The following is a 24,878-nucleotide window of genomic DNA, read 5'->3' as shown; positions in this document are numbered from 1 at the left end:
CCTTCACCATAGTAGTAACAGTATAGTAGATTTCTAGAAAATCTATACATGCTGAAACAGCGAGGGTGAGGATTTTGTGGGGAAATGGATTAAAGTGGATGTTTTTAATAGTAGGAACAATTATTGGGGCAGGTTATGCTTCAGGGAGAGAGTTATGGGAATTTTTTGGTGCTGAAAGCGGACTAGCTATCGTATTGTTTGCTGTCCTTTTCTCCATTAGCTGTGCTGTTATTTTAACGGTATCTAAAAAAGAACAAACCACTCATTATCTACCTGTGTTAGAAAAAGTATTAGGAAAGCGATTAGCTAAGGCTTATGACGTAATGATTATCCTCTATTTATTTTCAGTAACTGTCATCATGCTTGCGGGGGCTGGAGCCACTCTCGAAGTCTATCATATTCCAACTTGGCTTGGTATTATCGTCAACGGGTTTCTTGTTGTCATTATTTTTATAAAAGGTACAAGCGGTATGACAAAAATAAATGCGCTTCTTATTCCTATTCTAATTGTTTGCTTATTGGCGGTTTTACTTGTTTATCAACACTCTATTGGATTTACATTTTCATTTAATTTACAGGAACAGAAAAATTGGCCATCATCGTTAACGTTTACATCCTTAAATATTTTGCCTATCATCGCTGTATTAGGCGCTGTTGGAAACCAAATTAACCATCGCGGGGAAATCTACATTGCGAGTATCGGAAGTGGCGCTATTTTAGGAACGGTTTCGTATATTTACAACGAGTCCTTGCTTACTGTTGCTCAAGAGATCATCTTCTATGAGATACCATTATTCGTTATTTTAAAGCATTATCCATCAGTAATGGTATTAGCAATCTCACTGGTATTATGGCTAGCCATTTATACAACAGCTGCTTCAGGTGTATTAGGGTTACTATCTCGTATTCGAGTGAAAGTAACTGGTGAGCCGTGGGTAATAGCGTTGTTGCTCGTTGCACTAATGGCACCATTGACACTATTCGGCTTCTCCACATTAATTTCAATTCTGTATCCTTTATACGGCATTTTAAATTTATATATCCTTGCTGCGCTACTGTTGTACCCCATTTTAAGACATCCTGCTACAAAAAAGAAGCGCTGACACTACAAAGGCAGCACTCCTTCGTGTATAATACAAGCAGAAATACCCGAAGGAGGAAAGAACATTGGCAAACAAGGAATTTGCGCTACATGATGTCGTAGAAATGAAAAAGCCGCACCCTTGTGGGGAAAATCGTTGGAAGATTATCCGCATGGGAATGGATGTACGTATAAAATGCTTAGGTTGTCAACATAGTGTTATGCTACCACGTCGGGATTTCTCAAAGAAGCTAAAAAAAGTAATCGAGTCTGAGAACGAGTAAACAATAATGTTCGGATTTGAGAATCGATAAATAAAAGGACGTGACGGAAGTGGCTTTAACGACAGGAATTGTTGGTTTACCAAACGTTGGAAAATCGACCTTATTTAATGCAATCACACAAGCTGGTGCTGAATCTGCAAACTATCCCTTTTGTACGATTGACCCGAATGTAGGGATTGTTGAAGTACCAGATTCACGTTTAAATAAACTAACAGAACTTGTGAAACCGAAAAAAACGGTACCAACAGCTTTTGAATTTACAGATATTGCTGGAATTGTGGAAGGCGCGAGTAAGGGTGAGGGGTTAGGAAATAAATTCTTATCTCATATCCGTCAAGTGGATGCGATTTCCCATGTTGTTCGTTGTTTCGCGGACGATAACATTACCCATGTGTCTGGTGGCGTGAACCCGTTAAGAGATATTGAAGTCATTAATTTAGAATTGATTTTGGCTGATTTAGAATCAGTTGATAAGCGGTTCACACGAGTAGCAAAACTAGCAAAGACGAAAGATAAAGAAGCCGTTGCAGAGCTTGCTGTACTTGAGCTTCTAAAGGATGCGTTTGAAAACGAAAAGCCTGCACGTAGCATTGATTTTGATGACGATCAGCTTAAAATTGTAAAACAGCTTCACTTATTAACCAGTAAGCCTGTTTTATATGTTGCAAACGTTTCTGAAGATGATCTTGTTGCTGAAGAAGATAATGATTATGTGAAGCAAGTGAAAGAGTTTGCCAACCAGGAAAATAGCAATGTCATTGTGGTATGTGCCAAGATTGAATCGGAGATTGCTGAACTTGAAGGTGAAGAAAAAGAAATGTTCTTGGAAGAATTAGGGATTGAAGAATCCGGTCTTGATCAGTTAATTCGTGCTGCCTATTCTTTACTTGGACTAGAAACGTATTTTACTGCTGGTGAACAAGAAGTGAGAGCATGGACGTTCCGCAATGGAACAAAAGCACCTCAGGCTGCAGGAATCATTCATACAGACTTTGAACGTGGCTTTATTCGTGCAGAAACCGTGTCGTATTCTGATTTAGTTGATGCTGGAACGATGGCGGTTGCAAAAGAACGAGGCAAAGTCCGGCTTGAAGGAAAAGACTATGTCGTTAAAGATGGCGACGTGATCCATTTCCGTTTTAATGTATAAGAAGTACGTTAGTTGAATCCGTCTTTGGCACTGCGTAGAGACAGGTTCCATGTTTACGAATGAAAATAGCGAAAGAACAAGAGACTGTACGTTTTGTACAGCTCTTTTTTGATAGGAGGTAAAAAAGACGTTGTCGAAAAATATCGTTTACAAGGTAGAAGGAATTTAGAAAAAGAGAGCGTAATAATTAAGTAAGCTCCTAGAAATCTTCGCAAGACCCTCATGTATTCTTCCCAAACTGTTTTCTACTTTTTATATAAAGGCAGGTGATTTTAATTTGAAGCTTGCTCATTAATTTCTAAAATGATATAATCATTGAATGTGAGTGAATTAGTTTTTGCTCCTTGCTCTGCTTTACAAACAGAGCCGTTTAGACCAAGAGGAGGTGAATGGAATGCGTAAGTACGAAATTATGTACATTATCGCTCCAAACCTAGAAGAGGCAGCAAACAAAGAAATCGTTGAGCGCTACAGCAAAGTGCTCACTGATAACGGTGCTGAAATCTTAAAGGTAGAAGAGATCGGTAAAAAACGTTTAGCTTATGAAATCAATGATTTCAAAGATGGCTACTACGTTCTTATTAGCGTACAAGCGAACACTGAAGCAATCAATGAATTTAATCGTCTGATTAAAATCAATGATAATGTTATTCGTGTCCTTGTTACAAAAGACGAACAATAATAACGATAAAATAAACGAGCTAGGCTGGAGGGATCGCATTGTTAAACCGTGTTGTTCTTGTTGGCCGATTAACCCGTGACCCTGAGCTTCGTTTTACCCCGAATGGCGTTGCTGTAGCGAACTTTACGCTAGCAGTGAATCGTCCATTCTCTAATCAACAAGGGGAAAGAGAAGCGGATTTCATCAATTGTGTTGTTTGGAGAAAGCCAGCAGAAAACGTAGCGAATTTCTTGAAAAAAGGAAGTTTAGCAGGCGTTGATGGACGAGTTCAAACCCGCAGTTATGATAACAATGAAGGAAAACGAGTATTTATAACTGAAGTTGTGGCTGAGAGTGTTCAATTCCTTGAACCTCGTAATAGCCAAAACAATCAAAACCAAAACTTCGGTGGTTCTCAAGGAAATTATGGATCAGGTTCAGGGAACGCAGGTTCAAGTGGTAATCGCTCAAACGGTTACGACAATGATCCGTTTTCAAATGATGGTTCAATTGATATTTCTGATGATGACTTACCATTCTAATAACAAATAGAAAGGAGAATGTCTTATGGCACGTCGCGGTCGTCCAAAGCGTAGAAAAGTTTGTTTCTTTACAGCAAACAAAATTACGCACATTGACTATAAAGATGTTGATTTGCTTAAGCGTTTCATCTCTGAGCGTGGTAAAATTCTTCCACGTCGCGTAACTGGAACATCTGCAAAATATCAACGTAAATTGACTGTTGCAATTAAGCGCAGCCGTCAAATTGCTTTACTTCCTTACGTAAACGAAGTAAATTAATGTTGCGATAAAAGAGGGTGGATTAAGCCGGCTTTCGAAAAGCCAGTTTGATTGCTCTCTTTTTTTAATTTCAATTGAACTCGCTTTTACTTTCAGAGTAATTGCGATAAAATAGATAAAGGCTGTGGGAAGAAACAGCTTGCACGCTTAAAAGAGGTGACGAATTGGAAGACAAGAAAGTTGTAACAAGAGGGATCATAAACGGGTTACTGTTTGTTCTATTGTATACTCTGCTTGTTACTGGTATTCCTTTAATCAATACACTTGCATTTATCGCACTTCCATTACCGCTTCTTTATATAACGGCAGTATATGGATTGAAAACAGGAACGATGGTCGCCAGTTTGGCGACAGTGGCCACTGTTGGGTTATCGCTTGTTTTTTCAAGTATAATACTGGTTCCAGTTTGTTTCGCATTAATCGGTGTACTCGTTGGTTACTATCAATATATGAGGAAGTCGGCGGTTGAACGAATAGCCGTGTTTATCATTGCGCCGTTCTTATCTTTAGCGATGATCTATGTGGTCATTGAAGGTTTATATGATGTGTCAATTTTAGGTGCAGTTAGAGAAACGTTAGTAGAAACCCAAAGGCTAGCTGAGTCGTTTGCTGTTGATGTATACGATGACGCGTTTATTCGAGAATATATGCAAATGCTACAAAATATGATGCCGTTTTTACTCCTCGTATTCGGTACAATGTATGGGTTTATCCTTTATGGACTGTCTACGCTTATGTATAAACGTGTAGGAATACAATATGATAAACTTCCTGCCTTTCGTAACTGGCAGTTTCCGAAATATATCATTGCTTTCTACTTTTTGTTTATGCTTTTAGGGTTCATTTCGTTTGAGCAGGGTTCTCTTATGGCGAGCATTTCGTTAATAGGGTTTAACATCTTTAGTATTTTTCTTCTTATACAAGGTCTATCGTTTATCCAAACCTATATGTATGATAAAAAGGCATCGAAAGCAGCAATTGTGATTGTCACGATTGGTCTTGTACTGTTGATGTTGGTTATGCAGTTAACGATACTATTCATAAAGATTATCGGATTGATGGATTTGATGTTGCGCTTAAGAGATCGATTGAAGGAATAAATTTGGCCGCAATGAGTAGGAGATGACATTCATGCCTAATTGGAACAAGCCGTGGTGGCAGCATACGTATGTCATCACTCTATTTACCCTCGTTTTAGCTTTAACGGCTTGGCTTACGTTTAATCAGTGGGAAGCTGGTGTTGGTGTAACAGTACTTTTACTTATCTGGGTGTTTTTTTACTTTAGAGCAAAGAAAAAGGACGACCACTATCTTGATACGTATATTTCAACGCTTTCGTACCGAGTGAATAAAGCAAGTGATGAAGCGATAACAAAGCTTCCTGTTGGAATTGTTCTTTATAATGAAAGTGGAACCATTCAATGGACAAATCCATTTATACAAGAGCGCTTTGGAACAGGGTTAAATGGAATGGATGTAACTGTTATTCATAAAGATTTACAGCAGTATATCCAAGATGATACCGCAGAAGAAACCATACAGTTTGAATCTGGCTATTATCACTTTACGTTTGAACAAAACGAACGACTGATTTACGTGGTAGATGTTACAGAAAAAGAAACAACGCAGAAGCGGTATGACCATATGCTACCGTTAATTGCGCATATTTATTTAGACAATTACGATGAAGTAACCCAAAGCATGGACGACCAAATTCGTAGTCGCTTGCTAGCCCAAGTCACTACGGCACTAAATAACTGGGCAAATGATTATGACATTTACTTACGCAGAACATCATCAGATCGGTTTTTAGCAGTAATGAATCACAAGACATTACTACTGTTAGAAGAGAATCGTTTTGAACTTCTTGATGAAATACGTGACATCACTGCGAAGGAAAAAGCACCCATTACCCTTAGTATTGGTGTAGGTACAGAAGAAGCTTCGTTAAAGCAGCTTGGTGTGTTAGCTCAATCTAGTCTCGATCTGGCTTTAGGACGTGGTGGAGACCAAGTAGCAATAAAGAAGAAAAATGGACGTGTTCGATTCTATGGAGGAAAGACAAATGCTGTAGAAAAGCGAACTCGAGTCAGAGCGCGAGTGATTTCCCATGCTTTGCGTGATTTCGTTAAAGAAAGCGAAAAAGTGATCGTCATGGGTCATAATAGACCAGATATGGATGCAATTGGTGCCTCTCTGGGTGTCTTGAAACTGGCAGACTTGAATGATCGCGAAGGGTTTATTGTACTTGATGAAGAAGATACCAATGCTGATGTTCAACGGTTACTAGACGAAGTGAAACAGCAAGAACATTTATGGAATCAATTTGTTACACCTGAAGAGGCGGTACAAATTGCTGATAAAGAAACCCTTCTTGTAATTGTGGATACGCATAAACCGTCCATGGTCATTGAACCTAAATTATTGCAAATGGTTGACCGCATTATCGTACTTGACCACCATCGCAGAAGTGAAGACTTCGTACATGACCCGGTACTTGTCTATATGGAACCTTATGCTTCTTCTACAGCAGAGCTAGTCACTGAGCTATTAGAGTATCAACCAATGCAATTTAAAATGGACCGGCTAGAAGCGACAGCGTTACTTGCGGGTATTACCGTTGATACAAAGAGCTTTGCGGTTCGTACTGGTGCACGTACCTTTGATGCTGCATCGTTCCTAAGAGCAAATGGAGCAGATACAGCCCTTGTACAGAAGCTTTTAAAAGAAGACTTAGCGAGTTATGTCCGCCGCTCTAAGCTGATGGAAAATGCCTATGTCTACCGAGACGGGTATGCGATTGCAATGGCAAATGATGATGAGCCATACGATCAGATCATTATTGCCCAAGCAGCCGATACGCTTTTAACAATGAGTGGTGTTCGTGCCTCATTTGTTATTTGTAAAAGAGGCGATGGCCGAGTCGGAGTTAGTGCTCGATCCCTCGGCGATATCAATGTGCAAGTCATTATGGAACGTCTTGGCGGTGGAGGACATTTGTCAAACGCAGCAACACAACTAGAAGATGCCGAGAGAGAAGAAGTAAAAGATCGATTAGAACAAGCGATAGACGATGGATTTGAAGGAGGTTCGTAACGATGAAAGTTATTTTTTTGAAAGATGTAAAAGGCAAAGGTAAAAAAGGGGAAACAAAAGACGTTGCGGAAGGGTATGCAAGAAACTACTTGCTTCCAAACCAGTTAGCGAAGGAAGCGACTTCCGGAAACATTAAAGATCTTGAAGCACAAAAAAAGAGTCAAGATAAAAAAGCACAAGCAGAGCTTGAAGACGCACAAGCATTTAAACAGAAATTAGAAGAATTAACGATTACCATTCCTGCAAAAGCAGGCGAGGGTGGACGCTTATTCGGAGCTGTATCAACCAAGCAAATTGCAGAAGCTTTACAAAAAGAAGTCAAGAAAATTGATAAGCGCAAAATTCAATTAGATGAACCAATCCGTTCACTTGGCTATACAAAAGTGCCGATTAAGATTCATCCAGAGGTAACAGCTGTATTAAATGTTCATGTGAAGGAAGTATAAGAGAAGCTGACTCAAAACGAGTCAGCTTCATTTCCGTTAACTATTACAAAAGGAGTAAACCTTATGAGTGATCTTCTAAATGACCGGACGCCCCCACAAAATATTGAAGCAGAGCAAGCCGTCCTTGGCTCCATTTTACTTGAAGAACAGGCGCTCACAACGGCAAGTGAACGACTGCTTCCGCAGGATTTTTACCGTGCTAGTCATCAACGAATATATGAAGCGATGCTTGATATTAGTGAAAAAGGTGAGCCTGTCGATTTAGTCACGTTGACGGCAGATCTTCAGGGCAGGCAATGGCTCGACGATGTTGGTGGTGTCGCTTATTTAACAGATATTGCTGAAACGGTTCCAACAGCAACGAATGTGGATTACTACAGCCGTATTGTAGAAGAAAAATCATTATTAAGACGCTTAATTCGTGCAGCATCAGATATCGTGAAAGACGGCTATGCAAGCGAGGATGAGGTAGGTGCCATTCTCGATCATGCAGAAAAGACGATTCTAGAAGTAGCGCAGCAAAAAAACTCATCAAATTTCGTTCAAATTAAAGATGTTTTACTAGAAACGTATGATCAGATTGAAGTGCTACAACAATCTCGGGGTGACATAACGGGCATTGCAACAGGATTTTCTGAGCTCGATACGATGACGGCAGGTTTCCAACGAAACGATCTTATTATTGTTGCGGCACGACCTTCTGTAGGGAAGACGGCGTTTGCATTAAATATTGCTCAAAACGTCGCAACGAAAACCGATGAAAACGTCGCAATCTTTTCTTTAGAGATGGGCGCAAGTCAGCTTGTACAACGAATGCTTTGTGCAGAAGGAAATATAGACGCGCAGCGAATGCGAACAGGCGCATTAGATGAAGAAGATTGGCACAAGCTATCCATGGCAATGGGGTCTTTATCAAAAGCAGGAATTTATATTGACGATACTCCAGGTGTAAAAGTTGGTGAGATACGAGCAAAATGTCGGCGATTGAAGCAAGAAAGTGGATTAGGCATGATTCTTATTGACTATTTGCAACTCATTCAAGGAAATGGTCGAAGTGGTGAAAATCGTCAGCAGGAAGTATCGGAAATTTCAAGAACGTTAAAAGCAATTGCTCGTGAGCTTGAAGTGCCAGTTATAGCATTATCTCAGCTCTCTCGTGGAGTAGAATCAAGACAAGATAAGCGGCCAATGATGTCTGATATTCGTGAATCAGGAAGTATCGAGCAAGATGCAGATATTGTTGCTTTCCTTTATCGTGATGATTACTATGATAAAGAAACAGAAAACAAAAATACAATTGAAATTATTATTGCTAAGCAACGTAATGGTCCAGTAGGGACAGTTGAACTAGCATTTGTAAAAGAATACAATAAATTCGTTAATTTGGACCGTAGGCATGACGAAAACGACATGCCACCAATGTAAAATAGATTTTAAACGAATGAAAAGGTCATTAGAGAGATCAATGTTCGGATTTCATTGACGCTCTGGAATTGACCTGCTATACTTACAATGGTTTTAAATGAGCGTGGAGGTGTCGGTATGTCTTCAGTTGTTGTTGTAGGAACACAGTGGGGCGACGAAGGAAAAGGCAAAATTACAGATTATTTATCTGAAAAGGCAGAGGTTGTGGCTCGTTATCAAGGTGGAAACAATGCTGGCCATACAATTGTTTTTGGCGGCAAGAAATATAAACTTCACTTGATTCCTTCAGGGATTTTCTATAAAGATAAAACATGTGTGATTGGAAACGGTATGGTTATTGATCCAAAAGCACTTGTAGAAGAGCTAGCTTATTTACACGAGCGAGACGTAGATACAAGTAATTTACGAATCTCAAATCGAGCGCATGTTATTTTACCTTATCATATAAAATTAGATGTTGTAGAAGAAGAGCGCAAAGGCGCTAATAAAATTGGAACTACGAAAAAAGGAATTGGTCCTGCTTATATGGACAAAGCGGCTCGTATTGGCATTCGTATTGCTGATTTACTTGAAAAAGATACGTTTGCAGAAAAAGTAGCTTCCGTGCTGAAAGAAAAGAATCGTCTTTTCGAAAAGTATTATGAAACAGAAGGTTTCTCTGTTGATGACATTGTTGAAGAATACTTTGAATATGGTCAGCAAATTGCGAAATACGTCGTGGATACATCTGTTGTACTAAATGACGCATTAGATGATGGGAAGCGTGTGCTTTTTGAAGGTGCACAAGGCGTTATGCTTGATATTGATCAAGGAACATACCCGTTCGTTACGTCATCAAACCCAATTGCTGGGGGAGTGACTATTGGATCTGGTGTAGGTCCTTCTAAAATTCATCATGTTGTTGGTGTATCTAAAGCTTATACAACTAGAGTAGGTGACGGTCCTTTCCCAACTGAGTTACATGATGAAACGGGTGATCAAATCCGTGAGATTGGCCGTGAATACGGAACAACAACTGGACGACCAAGACGTGTTGGTTGGTTCGACAGTGTCGTTGTTCGTCATGCACGCCGTGTAAGCGGGATTACAGATTTATCCCTTAACTCGATTGATGTTCTAACCGGGATTAAAACACTTAAAATTTGTACAAGCTATCGTTATAAAGGCGAAATTATGGACGAATTTCCTGCAAGTCTAAATGTACTAGCAGAGTGTGAGCCTGTTTATGAAGAGTTACCAGGTTGGGAAGAAGATATTACAGGGGCAAAAACATTGGAAGATTTACCTGAGAATGCGCGTCATTACTTAGAACGAGTTACGCAATTAACGGGTATTCCATTAACCGTATTCTCTGTTGGTCCGGATCGGAATCAAACAAATCTTGTCCGTGGTGTCTTTGCATAATGAATTATGTGGAAAGCGTAAGGAAAAGCTTGCGTTTTCCCTTTTTTTTCAGTATGCTTAAGACTGAATTTATGAGCCAAGCACGTTATAGAAAAAAGTTTTAAAAAAAGTATTGCGCAGATGATTTATATGTGATATTATAAATCTTGTCGTCGAGAGGATATGACGAAACACGGCTTGCTTATTGCACCGTCTGCTCAGTTTGGTATTTGAGCCATTAGCTCAGTTGGTAGAGCATCTGACTTTTAATCAGAGGGTCGAAGGTTCGAATCCTTCATGGCTCACCATTTTTACAGTGGCCCGTTGGTCAAGCGGTTAAGACACCGCCCTTTCACGGCGGTAACACGGGTTCGAATCCCGTACGGGTCACTTTTATATAAATACATACACAAATGGTCCGGTAGTTCAGTTGGTTAGAATGCCTGCCTGTCACGCAGGAGGTCGCGGGTTCGAGTCCCGTCCGGACCGCCATTTTTTCTTCGTCATTGTTGAAATAATCATGATGTATAATAAGTAAGGCTCGGTAGCTCAGTTGGTAGAGCAACGGACTGAAAATCCGTGTGTCGGCGGTTCGATTCCGTCCCGAGCCACCACTTGCCGGTCTAGCTCAATTGGTAGAGCAACTGACTTGTAATCAGTAGGTTGGGGGTTCAAGTCCTCTGGCCGGCATCGAAAGAACTTTATGTGAATGCATAAAGTTCTTTTTGTTTTTGGTAGATATGTTAAACTAGTACGAGGGATGTCGTTATTCCCCGGGCAATTTTTTTGTAGTGAAAACATCAGCAGTGGCTGGTGTTTTGTTTAAGTGACATAAATTTTAATGGAATAAATAAATAGATACTACTGATCCAGGAGGTAAAAAGAATGGATAAATATATTTTAGTTGTTGATGATGAAAAACCAATTGCAGATATATTGAAATTTAATTTAGAAAAAGAAGGGTTTAGCGTAGAGTGTGCTTATGATGGAAACGAAGCACTAGAAAAAGTGAATGAGCGTAAGCCGGATCTTATGTTACTTGATATTATGCTTCCATATAAGGACGGAATGGAAGTCTGTCGAGAAGTACGTAAACAATCTGATTTACCAATCATTATGCTAACGGCTAAAGATTCAGAGATTGATAAAGTATTAGGTCTAGAATTAGGTGCTGATGACTATGTGACGAAACCATTTAGTACACGGGAGTTGTTAGCACGGGTAAAGGCGAATCTAAGACGTCAGCAAGTTGCAGTCGAAGAAACAGGCTCTTCATCAAAAGAAATGCATATTGGTGAGTTGTCCATTCACCCTGATGCATACCAAGTAAGAAAACGTGGGGAAGCAGTTGATTTAACACATCGAGAGTTTGAATTAATTCATTATCTCGGAAAGCATATTGGACAAGTGATGACACGAGAACACCTTTTACAAGCTGTATGGGGCTACGATTATTTTGGTGATGTGCGAACCGTGGATGTTACCGTGCGACGCTTACGTGAAAAAGTTGAAGATAACCCAAGCTATCCTACTTGGATTATGACGCGTAGAGGTGTTGGCTATTTCTTAGCACCACAGGATAATCAGGAGTAAAGTAAATGGATCAAAACGTAGGCTTTTTTAAGTCCATACGCTTTAAGCTCATTATTATCTACATGTTGCTCATTGTTCTTGCCATGCAGATTATTGGTTTTTATTTCTCAAATTCACTTGAGCGAAGTTTAATGGATAACTACGAAACTGTCATTAGCGATCGGGTTAACTTGCTTACAGTCAGTGCGGCACGTGAATTAATTGACGAGGATTCAGACACGCAGGAAAATTTAAACACGCTTTTAAATGAGACGTTCCCACAAACAGATGAAAACATTCGGTTCGGGAAAGCGCAAATTATCGGGAAAGATTTTGTATTGCTTGCAAGTTCTGATCCAAATGATCAGACACGTATTGGTCAGCTAACAGAGCAAACAATTGTTAGAAGAGCAATTACAGGTGGATCATCATTGAGCGATCAGCGCATTAATGAGCAGAACCAAGAACGTTATTTTGTGAAAGCACAGCCCATTCGACCAAATGAAGACTTTGCCAACGCTTCTCTTGATGGAGGAAATACGGAAGCAACCGAACTTCAAGGCGCTGTCTACGTAGAAGCTTCGATTGAAGAAGTGACAGATCAAGCCCAGTCGATCAACCAAATCTTTATAGTTGCCTCAACCATTGCATTATTAATTACGTTTTTTGTGATTATATTGGTGGCTCGAACCATTACAGCGCCCATTCTGGACATGCGTAGGCAAGCTTTACGGATGGGGCACGGAGATTTTTCAAGACAGGTAAAGGTGTACGGATCAGATGAGCTTGGTCAGCTCGCAATGTCATTTAACGAGCTAACGAATAAGCTCCATGATACAACACTTATGAGGGACCGAGAACAGAAGCGCCTTCGTTCGGTTCTTGCTCATATGACCGACGGAGTTGTAGCTACCGACCAGAGTGGTTTAATTATACTGATGAACCGACGTGCAGAGGAATTATTAGGAATCTCCTTAAAGCATGTATTAAGAAAACCTATTATTGACGTATTGAATATGGATGAAACGCAAAGCATTTATGATTTATACGAGAAGAATGAATCGGTTTTACTTGATTTTAGTCATGGTGAGGAATTGGTTTTATTAGAGGCAAACTTCTCTGCTATCCAAGAAGATGACGGACCGATGAATGGGTTAATTACGGTTCTTCACGATGTAACGGAAAAAGAAAAAATAGAAAGTGAACGCCGTGAGTTTGTGGCAAATGTATCTCATGAACTGAGGACACCGCTAACAACGATGAAAAGTTACCTTGAAGCACTTGCAGATGGTGCGATAGAGGACAAGGAAATTGCGCCGCACTTTCTTAACGTTACACAAAAAGAAACAGACCGTATGATTCGATTAGTAAATGATCTTCTCCAGCTTTCTCGTATCGATTCCAATGATTACGAGATGGATTTACGCTGGGTTGAATTAGGTTCATTCTTGCATCAAATTATCGAGCGTTTTGAGATGGTTGTAAAGGACAAAGATATTGTTTTTCATCGTCATATTGTCAAGCAGCCGACATTTGCAAAAATTGATGAAGATAAATTAACGCAAGTGCTGGATAACATTATATCGAATGCCATTAAGTATTCACCAGAAGGCGGAAACGTCAGCATTACATTACTTCATCAAGGAAACAAAGCAAGAATCAGTATTTCAGATGAAGGAATGGGAATCCCGACTGAGTCTCAGGACAAGATCTTTGAACGTTTCTACCGTGTGGATAAAGCAAGAGCGAGAAATGTAGGTGGGACAGGTCTTGGCTTAGCGATTGCCCGGGAATATGTTGTGGCGCACGAAGGAGAAATCTGGGTGAATAGTGAATACAATGAAGGAACGACCATTTATATAACATTGCCTTACTCCACGTTTAAAGGAGGTAAAGTGTGAAATACGAACAGTTTAAAACAGCCACTTTAGTCGCGTTAATTGGCTTAAGTTTGTTTTTTACCTACCAGCTATGGACGTATCAGCCAAATCTTCAAGCGTTAGAGGGTGAATCAGGTGAGAGCGGGAATTATGCAGATTCCATGATAGGGGAAGAGCGATTAATAACGGATCTTATTCAGCCTAGCTCGGTGATTTTGCACAAAGACTTGGAAGGGTATGCGCTAATGAATCCGTTGAATAGTCGGTATGATCAAACGCTTACGACATTGCGTCAGTATCAGTTTGAACATGCGATATCAGCAGATCCAGTGACAACAAGTGCAGAGGGCATTGAATTACGGTTTCCAGATGAGCTACCATTACAGTCGCTCTTGGCTTATTTTGACGGGAATTACGATCAAATGAATACAAGTCGAGAAGTGAATCGATTACTTATTTATGTGACAGAAGAGGACACCGTTAATTTCACCTTTGCCTCTTCTGAAAAAGAAGAGTTTATGTCATTACGTACAACGATGCCCGCAAGCGATTTAAAAAACTTAATTTATGCAACAGATACAGAGTCTGAACTAGCAACAGAGGTTGTGAAAGAAAATGATTCAACTTATCTGTTGTTACGCAATGACATTTATGTGCCAACTGAAAAGCAAGTTGTGCGAATTTATGATTACAGATTAAGAAACGATGAAGAGATGCCTATGCTGATTAATCAGCGATTGTTCAACGATACGGATGTGCCTAGGGCGAATCAATTAAACGGGGAATATTTGTTTACAGATGGCAGTCGAACAGTGACCCATGATAGTACCATTTCTTATTTAAATTACTCGTATCCATACTCTACAGATAGTCAAGAGGAAAGCAATCGTCACATTGTAGAAGTTGCTCAAGAGTTTATTAATGTAACGGGTGGATGGACAGATCAATATGCCATTGATCAAGTGAATAAAAAAGATGCAACCGATCAAGCTGAATTTCGGTTATATGTGAATCATTTACCAGTGTTTGAACATCGTTTAACCACAACGAGTAGTGACCAGGATCGAATGAAGATGTACGTCACTCGAGCTGGTACACAAGTCGTGAGTATGGGGCGCCCTCTGTTCCAGCTTGAAGATCGGTATACAGAGCAAGAGAGAGAAGTCTCGTCTGGTTTAGATGCTGTCAATCAGATGAAAAAAAGCTCAACCATTTTATGGGAAGATGTAACCGATATTCGTTTAGGCTATAAAGCCACGATGACAAGTAGTAAGCGTGCCGACTTAACCCCAACTTGGTTTTATCAACTAGATGGAGAATGGGAAGCTGTTGTTAGATCTGACGAGGAGTTAACAGAATGAATTGGAATCGAACAAAATCTATTTTTATTGTAGTATTCTTGCTGTTAAATATCTTCTTAGGCTGGCAGTTTGTCGATCGTGTGATGGAAGGTCAATTGCAAAGTATTGAACAAGCGCCAGAAATTGTCGAACGTCTTGATGATAACAATATCACTCTCCCCGATGAAGATGTAAATACATCTGATGCAAGAGGGGTCGTGCTTGAGGGTTCGAGAGTAAGCTTTACAAATGAAGAAATCGAACAGCTAGAAAATAGCGGCCATTCAGTGGAAACGATTGGTCAATCTTCAAACGTGATTCGAGTTGAACTAGAAGATCCGGTTAATATTAGCCAAGTATTAAATGCGAATACAGAAGAAGCGTTTGCGCCCTTACTAGCAGAGCATGTTCTTTATGGTGAGGAATACGTATTCTCTAGACGAGAAGGCAACTTTCTTCATTTTAATCAAATGTATAATCAAGTTGAAACGTACATCGATAACGATGAAGCATTAACAGTAGAGCTAAATGACGATGATGAAGTGATTGGCTATGAACAACAACGCTATAGCTTCAGTGAAAATCGAGACGAGCGGGATATGACCCCGTATATGACAGCGATACGAGTACTATTAGATAACCATTACCTATCAATGAATAATACGATTGAGCATATTGAATTTGGCTATTATAGTTTATCCGATCAGACACCCCGCTTCTTCTCTCCTATGTGGGCAGTAACAGTCGATCGTTCGGGTGCTGACGCAGAAGAAAAGGATATGAGAATTTACCTTGTAAATGCAATACTTTCAGAACAGCACCAATGGTATCCAGACGAATCACAAACAAATGAAGAAATTGAAGATGATTTAAGTGAGTGATCCTCTTTTTTGAGAGAGTAATAGAATTAAGGAGGACGTAAGATGGCTATGCGTTTCAGTGTGCTTGCAAGCGGTAGTACAGGAAATGCGATGTATGTGGAGACTCCATCGCAAAAAATTTTAGTGGATGCAGGGTTAACTGGAAAGAAAATGGACGAGCTCTTTAAAAAGATTGATCGTGATCCAAAGCAACTAGATGCCTTACTTGTGACCCATGAACATAGTGACCATATAAAAGGTGCAGGCATATTTGCCCGTAAACACAACTTGCCAATCTACGCGAACGAAAAAACGTGGAAAGCGATGGAAAAGCAAATCGGTCAATTAAACACCGATCAAAAATTCCATTTTAATCAAGAAACAGTTAAACAATTCGGCGACCTTGAAGTAGAATCATTCGGTGTGTCCCACGATGCTGCTGATCCGATGTTTTACTGTTTCCGTCATGAAGGGCGTAAGCTTGTGATTGCAACAGACATGGGCTATGTGAGCGAACGGATAAAAAAAACCATCGCTGGTGCGAATTCATACGTGTTTGAATCCAACCACGATTTAAATATGCTACGGGTTGGTAGATATCCATGGAATGTAAAAAGACGCATTATAAGCGATATGGGGCATGTGTCAAATGAAGATGCTGCTCTAGCATTACACGATATTGTCGATGACACGCCGATTCATGTGTATCTTGCTCATTTAAGCTTAGATAACAATATGAAAGATTTAGCACGAATGACCGTTAAACAAGTGCTTGAACAAGAAGGTCATCAAGTAGGGAAAACCATTCATCTTCATGACACTGACCCATATAGCCCAACCGCATTGTGCGTGGTTTAAAAGCAACGAAAAACGTAAATAGTTACGTAATAGACCATACAAATTTTGTTTATTTCTCATGATTAGCCTCTCTTTCTAAACAAATGTTAAAAGAACTACAAAAATCATTTAATTCCCGGTTTTAACCTAGAAGAATTAGGTTAAATGGGTATAATGTAGGAAAATGGTTAGAGAGCTGAAATGGAAGGGGTAAAGGGCAATGGGTTATTACGATGGAAATGATTCTCGCTATAAGGAACCGAAGCAAGGAACGAGTAATGGTAAAGTTGCAGGATTTTCTGCTTTTGGCGGGGCAATTATCGGTGCAGCGCTTGTATTGATTGCCTCACCATTATTGTCAAACCTAGCTCCATTCGATGACAATGTTGAAGAAAATACAGATACGATTGCTGAACCTCAAACGGAACAAGTCGATTCAAATGTTATTAATTTAGATGTCAATTCCGCTGTAACGGATATTGTGAATGAAGTTTCCGATGCGGTTGTTGGTGTTATTAATCTTCAGCAATCCGATTTATTCGGTGAAGGGGATGCAAGCGAGAGTGGTACTGGATCAGGTGTGATTTATAAAGCAGAAGGGGAATACGCATACATCGTAACAAACCAACACGTCATCGATGGTGCTACGGAAGTAGAAGTAGCCTTAACCGATGGCACGAGAGTAGAAGCAGAAGTGATTGGTGAAGACGAATTGACAGATCTAGCTGTACTACGAATTAGTTCCGATGATGTTGATACAGTCGCTTCATTCGGTGACTCTGATTCATTAAGCGTTGGTGAGCCAGCGATTGCAATTGGAAACCCACTGGGCCTAGAATTTGCTGGTAGCGTCACCCAAGGGATTATTAGCGCAACAGAAAGAAGTATTCCAATTGATACGACTGGAAACGGTCAAGCTGATTGGAATGCCGAAGTACTGCAAACAGATGCAGCCATTAACCCTGGTAACAGTGGTGGTGCATTAATTAACATAAATGGTGAAGTGATTGGCATTAATTCAATGAAAATTTCCGGTGTTGCTGAAGGATTAGGCTTTGCCATTCCATCTGCAATTGTCCAGCCTGTTATTGAAGAATTAGAGACAACAGGAGAGGTAAGACGACCTTCTCTAGGCATTACCTTACGTAATTTAAATGAATTTCCAACAGCTGCACTGCAGGAATCCCTTGGCTTACCTGAAGATATAACCGAAGGAATTGTGGTAGTGAACGTTTCCCCTGGTAGCCCGGCTGCAAACGCAGGTATCCAAGAGCAAGATGTCATTGTTGGCATTGATGGTGAAACCATTGAAAATGCACAAGATTTAAGACATATGCTCTATCGTGAAAATACTATTGGTGATACGATCTCTGTTACCCTTTATCGTGGCGGTACAGAAGAAACCGTTGATGTGACACTAACGGAGCAACCAGATGTATAAGACGGTAAGTGAACCTCTTTCATAAAGAAAGGGGTTCTTTTTTTTGCAAGAACGCTTTGGACTGTGGATAACAAAATGCTATACTGAAAGAATGAAAAATGGAAGGACGTGCACGATGATAGCAGCATGTGAAGAGCATATTGAACTAGCATTGGATGTCGCTGTGGATGAATGGGAAACGGCACCCATTGTCGAACAAGCAAAAGAACCACGAACATGCCAATTTTGCGAAGAAAAAGCAGTCTATACACTAACAAAATAATCAGATACCCACATTGTTGATATGTGGATAAATCATGTGGATAAGTGTTATCCTCTTCACTTTTGTGTTATACACAGAGGATAACAGGAGAAAGGAAATGGGAAAGGAAGTTATACACAAGTGAATATTAGTGTCATTACTGTTGGGAAGCTGAAGGAAAAATATTTACGTTCAGGGATCGACGAATACAAAAAAAGACTTAGCGCCTACGCTAAAATCCAAGAGATTGAAGTAGCAGATGAAAAAGCACCAGAGCATTTAAGCGAAGAAGACATGCGTATCGTCAAGAAGAAAGAAGGAGAACGGATCCTTGCAAAAATTGATGCAGATACGTACGTCATGGCCCTAGCCATTGAAGGAAAAATGAAGACAAGCGAGCAGCTTGCTAAAAGTATTGAGCAGCTCGGTACATACGGAAAAAGTAAAATCGCTTTTGTTATTGGCGGGTCACTCGGACTTTCTGATGATGTCTATGCGCGAGCGGATGAATTGCTTTCTTTTTCTAAAATGACGTTCCCTCATCAGTTGATGAAGCTCGTTTTGCTGGAGCAGGTTTATAGGAGTTTCCGGATTAATAGAGGGGAACCGTACCATAAGTAAATGAGGTTGTAGGAAAGGTAAAGAGCACAACACTAGTGTATCGTGTTGTGCTTTAACGGAATCGAACGCTTAATTTCATGGGATCATTTCGAGGGCTTTAAGTTGTTCATGGAGGACAGGGGCTTTTAAAGAACCATTTAAATCAATTAAATGGTTTGGGAAGGATTCGGAAAAAGGTTTAGATCCATCTTTAATCCAGTCCTCACGATAACTTTTATATAATTCCTCTTTGCTATAATCCCTATCTTCATCATCTAGACCGAACTGAAACCCACAACAACTACAAATTTCAAAGCTACTATTTCCTAGCGCATCATAAGGTGGTTCTTCAAGTCCTTTATAGCCACAAACAAGACAGGTTTTCCATTCAACCAATTTTATCACCTCAATTATTATCATACTGTCTCTCTTTTGAAACGTCAGGATGTTTAGGTGTTTATATTAAAACTGAATCCTCCTTAGATTCCCTTTAACTAGTCGTGGGTTTATTTGTTATGTTTTTATCTAGATAGAATGAGTACTTAATAAAAATAAGGGAAGTAAAAACAAATAGCCCTGCAATCCAACTTAAATTAGTAATGTTTATATACGTAATAATAACGCCACCAAGTGCAGAGCCCATCATCATTCCAATATTCATTAATGCTGTATTAAAACTCAAAACTGTCTCAGAGGACTGTGGTTTTAGTGACACTAAATAATATTGATTTGCTGGTGTTGTTGTCCAGGTTGCTATCCCCCAAACTGCAAATGTGATAAATACGCCTATGGTAGAGTGCTGCGTAAATGTCAATATAAATAAAGCAACGATATGAACAATTAGACTAACCGTTATTGTGTGATTTGGCCCCCATCTATCGACAGCGTAACCTCCAAAGCGCGAGCCAATAAATGCAAATGTCCCTAATACAAACAATGCAATACTTGTCATTTCTATTGAAAGATTGGCGGTGCTACTTAACAAAGGAGCAACATATGCAAATACTAGTGTATAGCCTAAAATCCACGTTATAGTTGTCATTAAACCAGTTAGGACTCGCCTATCTTTAATAATCTTTACTTGTTGTTTTAATGATAAAGCTTGATTTCCTTTTATTGATGGTAATAGTTTATACAGCCCCATTAATAAGAGAATTGTAGCAAATGCAATAATAAGAAAGATATAATGCCAATCAAAATAGCCGGCTAAAAATGTTCCGATTGGTACTCCAAGAACTAATGAAACAGTGAAGCCTGTAATAACTGTTGCTATAGCGCTACCCTTTCTTTTAGGGGATACCAATTGTGCAGCATAATTTGTTGCGACAACAATATAAAGTCCTCCACTCATGCCCATAATAATCCTAGATAACAGTAGCATGATAAAATTATGGCTTAAAAACGCGATAAAATTCCCAACTATAAAAGTAAAGATGGCATATAAAAGTATTTTCTTACGATCAAATGTAGAAGTTAACATGACCAAAAATAATGCACCAAAAGCATAGGATAGAGAATAAATTGTAATTAGCTGACCGGCAATAGAAACTGAAACACCCATTTCAAGGGAGATTAATTCTAATATTCCAGAAACAACAAACTCTGATGTACCTGTTACAAAAGCTCCTAAAGCCAAGAAAATAATAGTAAGCTGACTTAATTTAGTGTTCATTTTTCTTTGTCTCCTTCAAATTTCAAACATTGTTTTTATTTTAAGAGCTGTGTTAACATAAGTAAAATTGATGTTTTTAATAATGGAGATGAGTAATCACTCATGAGTATTGTTCGTTTTGAAATAATTACAAATGTAGTGGAGTTAGGAAGCTTTACCGCAACAGCTGAAAAATTAAATATGACCCAATCGGCAGTAAGTCATGCTGTGGCTAGTTTAGAAGCTGAATTTGGAGTTTCTTTACTGATTCGAGATCGTAAAAAAGGAATATCACTTACAGAAATAGGTCAAAAAGTTTTACCACACATTAGAGAAGTACTTAAAAGAATGGAAAGCATCAATCAAGAAATTGCGTTAGCGACAAATTTAGAAGTTGGGGTCATTCGTATCGGTACATTTGCAAGCGCCTCGTCTTGTCTATTACCCAAATTGCTAGCAACATTTCAAAAGAGACATCCCAAAATAGAATTTAAATTGTTTGAAGGAAGCTATGAAGAAATTACAGAGTGGCTAAAGTCGGGGATTGTTGATATAGGTTTTGTTGTGAAAAGAACAGTTGAGTCCAATTTTGATTTAATTCCTTTGATAAAGGATAATATGGTAGTGGCTTATAATACAAAGCACAGATTTCATTCTAAAGAAATAGTTAGTATGGAAGATTTAATTGATGAACCGTTTATTATGCCTACTGGAATGTATCAATCACATGTGAATGAGTTATTCCATGAAGCGAATTTGAGACCTTCTATTCGTTTTGAAGTGCACGATTGTACAACAATTGCCAACATGGTGCAAGAAGGACTCGGAGTGACTATTGGTCCAGAGTTATTTTTGAAGACGCAACAAAACATAAAAATAAGTAAGTTGAACATTGAAAACAGTCGTGAAGTGGCACTTGCTTGTCAATCTATAGTGAATGCTTCTCCTGCTGTAAAAGAATTTCTTCAGGTAGCAAAAGGTGTTTTTAACTAAGTAACTATACCCTGAAGTATTAGCAATCTGATTCGGCTGACTATATAATTTGCATTTAATCATATAAAATTGAACAAAAATGAACGTGCGATCTTTATCGCATAATTGAACCATTATTAGTTAATAACAATCTTTAAAAGAGGCTGGGACAAAAGTAGATAGACCAAAATGACGAACATTCCTGAAAATAGGAACGTTCGTCGTTTGTTTTATATGAAAATGAGCGAAGGATTCTCCTGTAGCGGTGCTACTCAGCATATTTTAGACTATTCGTCTTTTCAAATACTACTTTTAGTTATGTCCCAGCCTCTTTTATGAGAGTCTCTAATTGCTACTTATTATTGTAACGTACTATTATTTTCCTTCATTGGTTTTGGCAAAATGAACTTTTTATAACATCTACGCAACTCAATAAAATGGTTGATTAGAAAGGGGAAGTTTTATAGGATTTTCTCTATCAATCACCCCCATTTTCAATAGTAGAAAATGGGGGGGGATCTACTCTTTCGTTACCAATTAATCATAACCGTATCTGTTCCGGTAGTAGGTGACGTATAGGTTCGATTATTGCCACTTTGCCAGACAACGTTACCGTTCTGATCTTTTTTAATGTATTTGTATTCAAGGTTTTTTTCAGCAGGAACGCTAATATCATAGTACCACGTTGGGTATTGGTACATCACTTGGTTAAACATAGGTCCAATTGCTTTATCAGCATCCCAATTCCCCAGCTCGCTCACATTCCCAACGATATATAAATTGGTTCCTGGGCTCGTTGTGGCATTGTTAACACCAAAGCGAACACTGACTTGATTGCCTGACAATACTTCAAACTCTTTGTAAGCAGGGCTTTTTATGTTTGCTGCAGTTACGACGGATAAATCATAATAACCGCCTGCTACATTAGGCACCTTTACGCTTATTTCTGTATTTGACCAAGAAATAATTTCAGAAGAGGTTGAATCAAAGAGTACGCTCCCTCTCTCATCACCAAATCCTTCACCGCTTACTGTTATGGTATTCCCGGCCTTACCCATCATAGGACCTACTTGGCCGATTAGAGGAGACGTAGAGGGGTTGCTTACTTGCCAAACCGCTACGCTATTTGCTCGTAATGGAAAGGAATTTATGGCGCCATTGGCGTTAACAGTAATCGTGTTTCCATCTAAACGTTGCTGTAGTTCATCTGTATAGTTCCCTTGAGGTAAAGAGGTGTTTAAATTAGTGATCGTCTGGTTACTATTACTGCTATTGACAGCAGTTAATACAATACTAGTGCCAAACTTTCTTTCAAAAATATAAATGTCTTCGTTCAGCCAACGTTCAGTTGTAGTGCCATAGCCTAAGGCGGAATTTGTTTGGCGTAGTGAAGCAAGTTTACTGATGATTTGATAGGAGTTGGTAGACCGATCAAATGTTTTCAATGGTTTGCGATTTTCAGGGTCGTTGCCACCTGTTACATACTGCTCTGTCCCGTAGTAAATTGTCGGTACACCACGAGAAGTAAGCAAGACAGCTAGTGCCATATCTGTCTGACGGTTTGAAGATGATCCTACCGAAAAACGACTCATGTCGTGATTATCAATAAAGGTTACTTGATCAATGACCTCGTTATACTCTTTTTCAGTACTTTTTATCATGTCATGAAAATCATACCAGTTGCTTGTGCGATCTTTTAAGACGTTTCGAATGGTTTGACCGAATTGGAAATCTAATAAACTCATACCACTTTCATTAGCGAAGTGATGGTTTTGGGGATCAACTTCTCCTGATCCTAAAAACCATTCTCCAAATGTGAAAACAGGTTTATGCGAATAGATTTCGCTCATTAAAGAGGTTTGCCACCCTTCTGACATATGCTTAACGGCATCTACTCGAATGCCATCAATCCCTTTATCTAACCAAAACTTAATCGACTCTTTTAAATATTGATCCATGACTGTGTTGTTTAAATCATAGTCTGCCAGATCATATAAGTTTCTGTAAATGCTATCTTCATATGAAGAGAAATCTGTTCCGCCATTGTGGTGAAAGAGGTTCTGTTGATCATTTGAATAGTTGCCTAATAATGCGCCATTATCATATATCGCCCCATTTTCAACATAGTTAGGGTTCGTTTCAAGTGCCGGTGATGAATGATTTGGCGTGAAATCCATGATTACCTTTATCCCATTGCTATGTGCGGTACTCATTAAACGATCAAAGTCATCAAAATTCCCATAGTAAGGGTTTGTCTTTTTGTAATCTCGAGCCCAATATCCATGGTAGGAGGTATAGCCGCTTGGGTGTAAGGCGTAAACATTTTCGACCGGCTGAGAAATCCATAGTGCCGTAATGCCTAAATCAGTTAAGTAACCGTCATTGATTTTGTCTATAATCCCTTGCCAGTCCCCACCACAATACTTATGGAGATCTATACAGTTTTGACTAAAGATAGCGCCTGAAGGATTGTTGCCAGGATTCCCGTCAGAGAATCGATCGGTAACAACCTGGTAAATCACATCTTTTGAGTAATTGACTTTGTTTGTTACGTCAGCCTCCGCAACAGTAGGTAAAGAAAGAAGCAAGAAAAAGATAAAGCTTAATGAAATCGTTTTCAAAAAATCATTTAAATCGTTCAACTCTATTCCTCCTTCAACAAATTGTGATAAAACGTATATAAAATAAAACAACCCCGCCTTTTAAGATAAAAGACGGGGTTGTTTGTAAAAAACCAAAAGCATTGCCCTTAAATTGGTGAAAATATGCTGTTCATTTATTAATATCTTATGGACACTGTGTTCGTAAATAGGTCATTAGGACCGTTATAGTCAAAATTGTTGTGCATGATGTTATCACATTCGAAGCAAATGTTTGCGTAGAATTGTTTATCTTTCATACTGATCACTGAATGCATCATCATAAAAGGCATACTGGACATTCCGATAGACGAGCGCAACAAAAATAAAGTTGATTTGAACGCTCAACAAATAAAGAATACTTTTTTCATTGCTTTACACCAATCATTTTAAGCATTCCTTTTCATATAGACCATCGTGATAGTGAAGACAAGCGTTACCCGAAGAAAAGCAAAAAATGATTCTTTAGCCAACAGCTGTATAAGCTTTATACATTTTTCTTGAAATGAATGAATCAT

Annotated in this window: 23 protein-coding genes and 5 tRNA genes; 25 read left to right on the top strand and 3 right to left on the bottom strand. The window is 39.1% G+C overall.

Annotation, left to right across the window (positions count from 1 at the left end):
* Nucleotides 1-74 precede the first annotated feature (74 nt).
* From PQ477_RS07540 to rlmH, 24 genes are all read left to right on the top strand, one after another.
* A complete protein-coding gene (locus tag PQ477_RS07540) occupies nt 75-1,103 on the top strand; it encodes a YkvI family membrane protein (RefSeq protein WP_274273554.1) in 1,029 nt (342 codons plus the stop codon).
* A gap of 64 nt (nt 1,104-1,167) precedes the next feature.
* Entirely contained in the window at nt 1,168-1,365 is a 198-nt protein-coding gene (locus PQ477_RS07535) for a DUF951 domain-containing protein (RefSeq protein WP_035396885.1), read from the top strand.
* A gap of 49 nt (nt 1,366-1,414) precedes the next feature.
* On the top strand, nt 1,415-2,515 hold the full coding sequence (gene ychF, locus PQ477_RS07530) for a redox-regulated ATPase YchF (RefSeq protein ID WP_035396883.1): 1,101 nt from the start codon (nt 1,415-1,417) through the stop codon (nt 2,513-2,515).
* 394 nt (nt 2,516-2,909) lie between these two features.
* Nucleotides 2,910-3,197, top strand: a complete 288-nt coding sequence (gene rpsF, locus PQ477_RS07525) for a 30S ribosomal protein S6 (protein WP_035396881.1) — start codon at nt 2,910-2,912, stop codon at nt 3,195-3,197.
* A gap of 38 nt (nt 3,198-3,235) precedes the next feature.
* Entirely contained in the window at nt 3,236-3,718 is a 483-nt protein-coding gene (gene ssb / locus PQ477_RS07520) for a single-stranded DNA-binding protein (RefSeq protein WP_035396879.1), read from the top strand.
* Nucleotides 3,719-3,743: 25 nt separating this feature from the next.
* On the top strand, nt 3,744-3,977 hold the full coding sequence (gene rpsR / locus PQ477_RS07515) for a 30S ribosomal protein S18 (RefSeq protein ID WP_035396877.1): 234 nt from the start codon (nt 3,744-3,746) through the stop codon (nt 3,975-3,977).
* 164 nt (nt 3,978-4,141) lie between these two features.
* Nucleotides 4,142-5,077: a DUF2232 domain-containing protein gene (locus tag PQ477_RS07510; RefSeq protein ID WP_186370689.1), complete on the top strand. Its 936-nt coding sequence runs from the start codon at nt 4,142-4,144 to the stop codon at nt 5,075-5,077.
* A 31-nt stretch (nt 5,078-5,108) separates the two neighbouring features.
* Complete coding sequence (locus PQ477_RS07505) at nt 5,109-7,073, top strand: DHH family phosphoesterase (protein ID WP_035396873.1); 1,965 nt, start codon at nt 5,109-5,111, stop codon at nt 7,071-7,073.
* Between the two features lie 2 nt (nt 7,074-7,075).
* Entirely contained in the window at nt 7,076-7,519 is a 444-nt protein-coding gene (rplI, locus tag PQ477_RS07500; protein ID WP_035396871.1) for a 50S ribosomal protein L9, read from the top strand.
* 63 nt (nt 7,520-7,582) lie between these two features.
* Complete coding sequence (gene dnaB / locus PQ477_RS07495) at nt 7,583-8,944, top strand: replicative DNA helicase (protein ID WP_144560372.1); 1,362 nt, start codon at nt 7,583-7,585, stop codon at nt 8,942-8,944.
* 117 nt (nt 8,945-9,061) lie between these two features.
* Nucleotides 9,062-10,348: an adenylosuccinate synthase gene (locus PQ477_RS07490; RefSeq protein WP_035396869.1), complete on the top strand. Its 1,287-nt coding sequence runs from the start codon at nt 9,062-9,064 to the stop codon at nt 10,346-10,348.
* Nucleotides 10,349-10,559: 211 nt separating this feature from the next.
* Nucleotides 10,560-10,635, top strand: a tRNA-Lys gene (locus PQ477_RS07485).
* 10 nt (nt 10,636-10,645) lie between these two features.
* Nucleotides 10,646-10,717 (top strand) — tRNA-Glu (locus PQ477_RS07480).
* Nucleotides 10,718-10,742: 25 nt separating this feature from the next.
* Nucleotides 10,743-10,819, top strand: a tRNA-Asp gene (locus PQ477_RS07475).
* A gap of 46 nt (nt 10,820-10,865) precedes the next feature.
* A tRNA-Phe gene (locus tag PQ477_RS07470) sits at nt 10,866-10,941 on the top strand.
* A gap of 3 nt (nt 10,942-10,944) precedes the next feature.
* Nucleotides 10,945-11,017: transfer RNA gene (locus PQ477_RS07465), tRNA-Thr, on the top strand.
* Nucleotides 11,018-11,212: 195 nt separating this feature from the next.
* Complete coding sequence (yycF, locus tag PQ477_RS07460; protein ID WP_035396867.1) at nt 11,213-11,920, top strand: response regulator YycF; 708 nt, start codon at nt 11,213-11,215, stop codon at nt 11,918-11,920.
* A 5-nt stretch (nt 11,921-11,925) separates the two neighbouring features.
* On the top strand, nt 11,926-13,800 hold the full coding sequence (walK, locus tag PQ477_RS07455; RefSeq protein WP_035396865.1) for a cell wall metabolism sensor histidine kinase WalK: 1,875 nt from the start codon (nt 11,926-11,928) through the stop codon (nt 13,798-13,800).
* The gene (locus PQ477_RS07450) at nt 13,797-15,140 is read left to right on the top strand and encodes a YycH family regulatory protein (RefSeq protein ID WP_274273306.1); all 1,344 of its coding nucleotides are present in this window, start codon (nt 13,797-13,799) and stop codon (nt 15,138-15,140) included. Before walK ends, PQ477_RS07450 begins: the two co-directional genes overlap by 4 nt.
* The gene (locus PQ477_RS07445) at nt 15,137-16,000 is read left to right on the top strand and encodes a two-component system regulatory protein YycI (RefSeq protein WP_035396858.1); all 864 of its coding nucleotides are present in this window, start codon (nt 15,137-15,139) and stop codon (nt 15,998-16,000) included. The genes PQ477_RS07450 and PQ477_RS07445 overlap by 4 nt, the downstream gene beginning before the upstream one ends.
* A gap of 42 nt (nt 16,001-16,042) precedes the next feature.
* On the top strand, nt 16,043-16,837 hold the full coding sequence (locus PQ477_RS07440) for an MBL fold metallo-hydrolase (protein WP_274273305.1): 795 nt from the start codon (nt 16,043-16,045) through the stop codon (nt 16,835-16,837).
* A 199-nt stretch (nt 16,838-17,036) separates the two neighbouring features.
* A complete protein-coding gene (locus PQ477_RS07435) occupies nt 17,037-18,257 on the top strand; it encodes a S1C family serine protease (RefSeq protein WP_035396854.1) in 1,221 nt (406 codons plus the stop codon).
* A gap of 115 nt (nt 18,258-18,372) precedes the next feature.
* Nucleotides 18,373-18,519: a CxxH/CxxC protein gene (locus PQ477_RS07430; protein ID WP_078440283.1), complete on the top strand. Its 147-nt coding sequence runs from the start codon at nt 18,373-18,375 to the stop codon at nt 18,517-18,519.
* 120 nt (nt 18,520-18,639) lie between these two features.
* Nucleotides 18,640-19,119 (top strand): 23S rRNA (pseudouridine(1915)-N(3))-methyltransferase RlmH, encoded by a 480-nt coding sequence (gene rlmH, locus PQ477_RS07425; RefSeq protein ID WP_274273304.1) that lies wholly within the window; start codon nt 18,640-18,642, stop codon nt 19,117-19,119.
* Nucleotides 19,120-19,194: 75 nt separating this feature from the next.
* On the opposite strand, the gene PQ477_RS07420 is transcribed toward rlmH, so the two are convergent.
* Nucleotides 19,195-19,518, bottom strand: a complete 324-nt coding sequence (locus PQ477_RS07420) for a hypothetical protein (protein WP_274273303.1) — start codon at nt 19,516-19,518, stop codon at nt 19,195-19,197.
* Between the two features lie 70 nt (nt 19,519-19,588).
* On the bottom strand, nt 19,589-20,770 hold the full coding sequence (locus PQ477_RS07415) for an MFS transporter (RefSeq protein ID WP_060705570.1): 1,182 nt from the start codon (nt 20,768-20,770) through the stop codon (nt 19,589-19,591).
* Nucleotides 20,771-20,872: 102 nt separating this feature from the next.
* Here PQ477_RS07415 and PQ477_RS07410 point away from each other — a divergent pair, with 102 nt between their 5' ends.
* Nucleotides 20,873-21,742 carry a LysR family transcriptional regulator gene (locus tag PQ477_RS07410; protein ID WP_274273302.1) on the top strand — a complete coding sequence of 290 codons (870 nt, stop codon included), beginning with the start codon at nt 20,873-20,875 and terminating at the stop codon, nt 21,740-21,742.
* 509 nt (nt 21,743-22,251) lie between these two features.
* On the opposite strand, the gene PQ477_RS07405 is transcribed toward PQ477_RS07410, so the two are convergent.
* Entirely contained in the window at nt 22,252-24,363 is a 2,112-nt protein-coding gene (locus PQ477_RS07405; RefSeq protein ID WP_274273301.1) for an alpha-amylase family glycosyl hydrolase, read from the bottom strand.
* Nucleotides 24,364-24,878 lie beyond the last annotated feature (515 nt).

The sequence above is a fragment of the Shouchella hunanensis genome (assembly GCF_028735875.1).
Classification (GTDB): domain Bacteria; phylum Bacillota; class Bacilli; order Bacillales; family Bacillaceae_D; genus Shouchella; species Shouchella hunanensis.
Note: the sequence above shows the minus strand (reverse complement) of the source record. Positions and strands in the feature narration are given on the sequence as shown.

Coding starts and splice junctions, on each gene's coding strand:
- walK (WP_035396865.1), top strand. CDS start 11,926: ATGGATCAAAACGTAGGCTTTTTTAAGTCCATACGCTTTAAGCTCATT.
- rpsF (WP_035396881.1), top strand. CDS start 2,910: ATGCGTAAGTACGAAATTATGTACATTATCGCTCCAAACCTAGAAGAG.
- PQ477_RS07410 (WP_274273302.1), top strand. CDS start 20,873: ATGAGTATTGTTCGTTTTGAAATAATTACAAATGTAGTGGAGTTAGGA.
- PQ477_RS07415 (WP_060705570.1), bottom strand. CDS start 20,770: ATGAACACTAAATTAAGTCAGCTTACTATTATTTTCTTGGCTTTAGGA.
- PQ477_RS07435 (WP_035396854.1), top strand. CDS start 17,037: ATGGGTTATTACGATGGAAATGATTCTCGCTATAAGGAACCGAAGCAA.
- rpsR (WP_035396877.1), top strand. CDS start 3,744: ATGGCACGTCGCGGTCGTCCAAAGCGTAGAAAAGTTTGTTTCTTTACA.
- PQ477_RS07490 (WP_035396869.1), top strand. CDS start 9,062: ATGTCTTCAGTTGTTGTTGTAGGAACACAGTGGGGCGACGAAGGAAAA.
- PQ477_RS07445 (WP_035396858.1), top strand. CDS start 15,137: ATGAATTGGAATCGAACAAAATCTATTTTTATTGTAGTATTCTTGCTG.
- PQ477_RS07505 (WP_035396873.1), top strand. CDS start 5,109: ATGCCTAATTGGAACAAGCCGTGGTGGCAGCATACGTATGTCATCACT.
- yycF (WP_035396867.1), top strand. CDS start 11,213: ATGGATAAATATATTTTAGTTGTTGATGATGAAAAACCAATTGCAGAT.
- rplI (WP_035396871.1), top strand. CDS start 7,076: ATGAAAGTTATTTTTTTGAAAGATGTAAAAGGCAAAGGTAAAAAAGGG.
- PQ477_RS07440 (WP_274273305.1), top strand. CDS start 16,043: ATGGCTATGCGTTTCAGTGTGCTTGCAAGCGGTAGTACAGGAAATGCG.
- dnaB (WP_144560372.1), top strand. CDS start 7,583: ATGAGTGATCTTCTAAATGACCGGACGCCCCCACAAAATATTGAAGCA.
- PQ477_RS07430 (WP_078440283.1), top strand. CDS start 18,373: ATGATAGCAGCATGTGAAGAGCATATTGAACTAGCATTGGATGTCGCT.
- PQ477_RS07420 (WP_274273303.1), bottom strand. CDS start 19,518: ATGATAATAATTGAGGTGATAAAATTGGTTGAATGGAAAACCTGTCTT.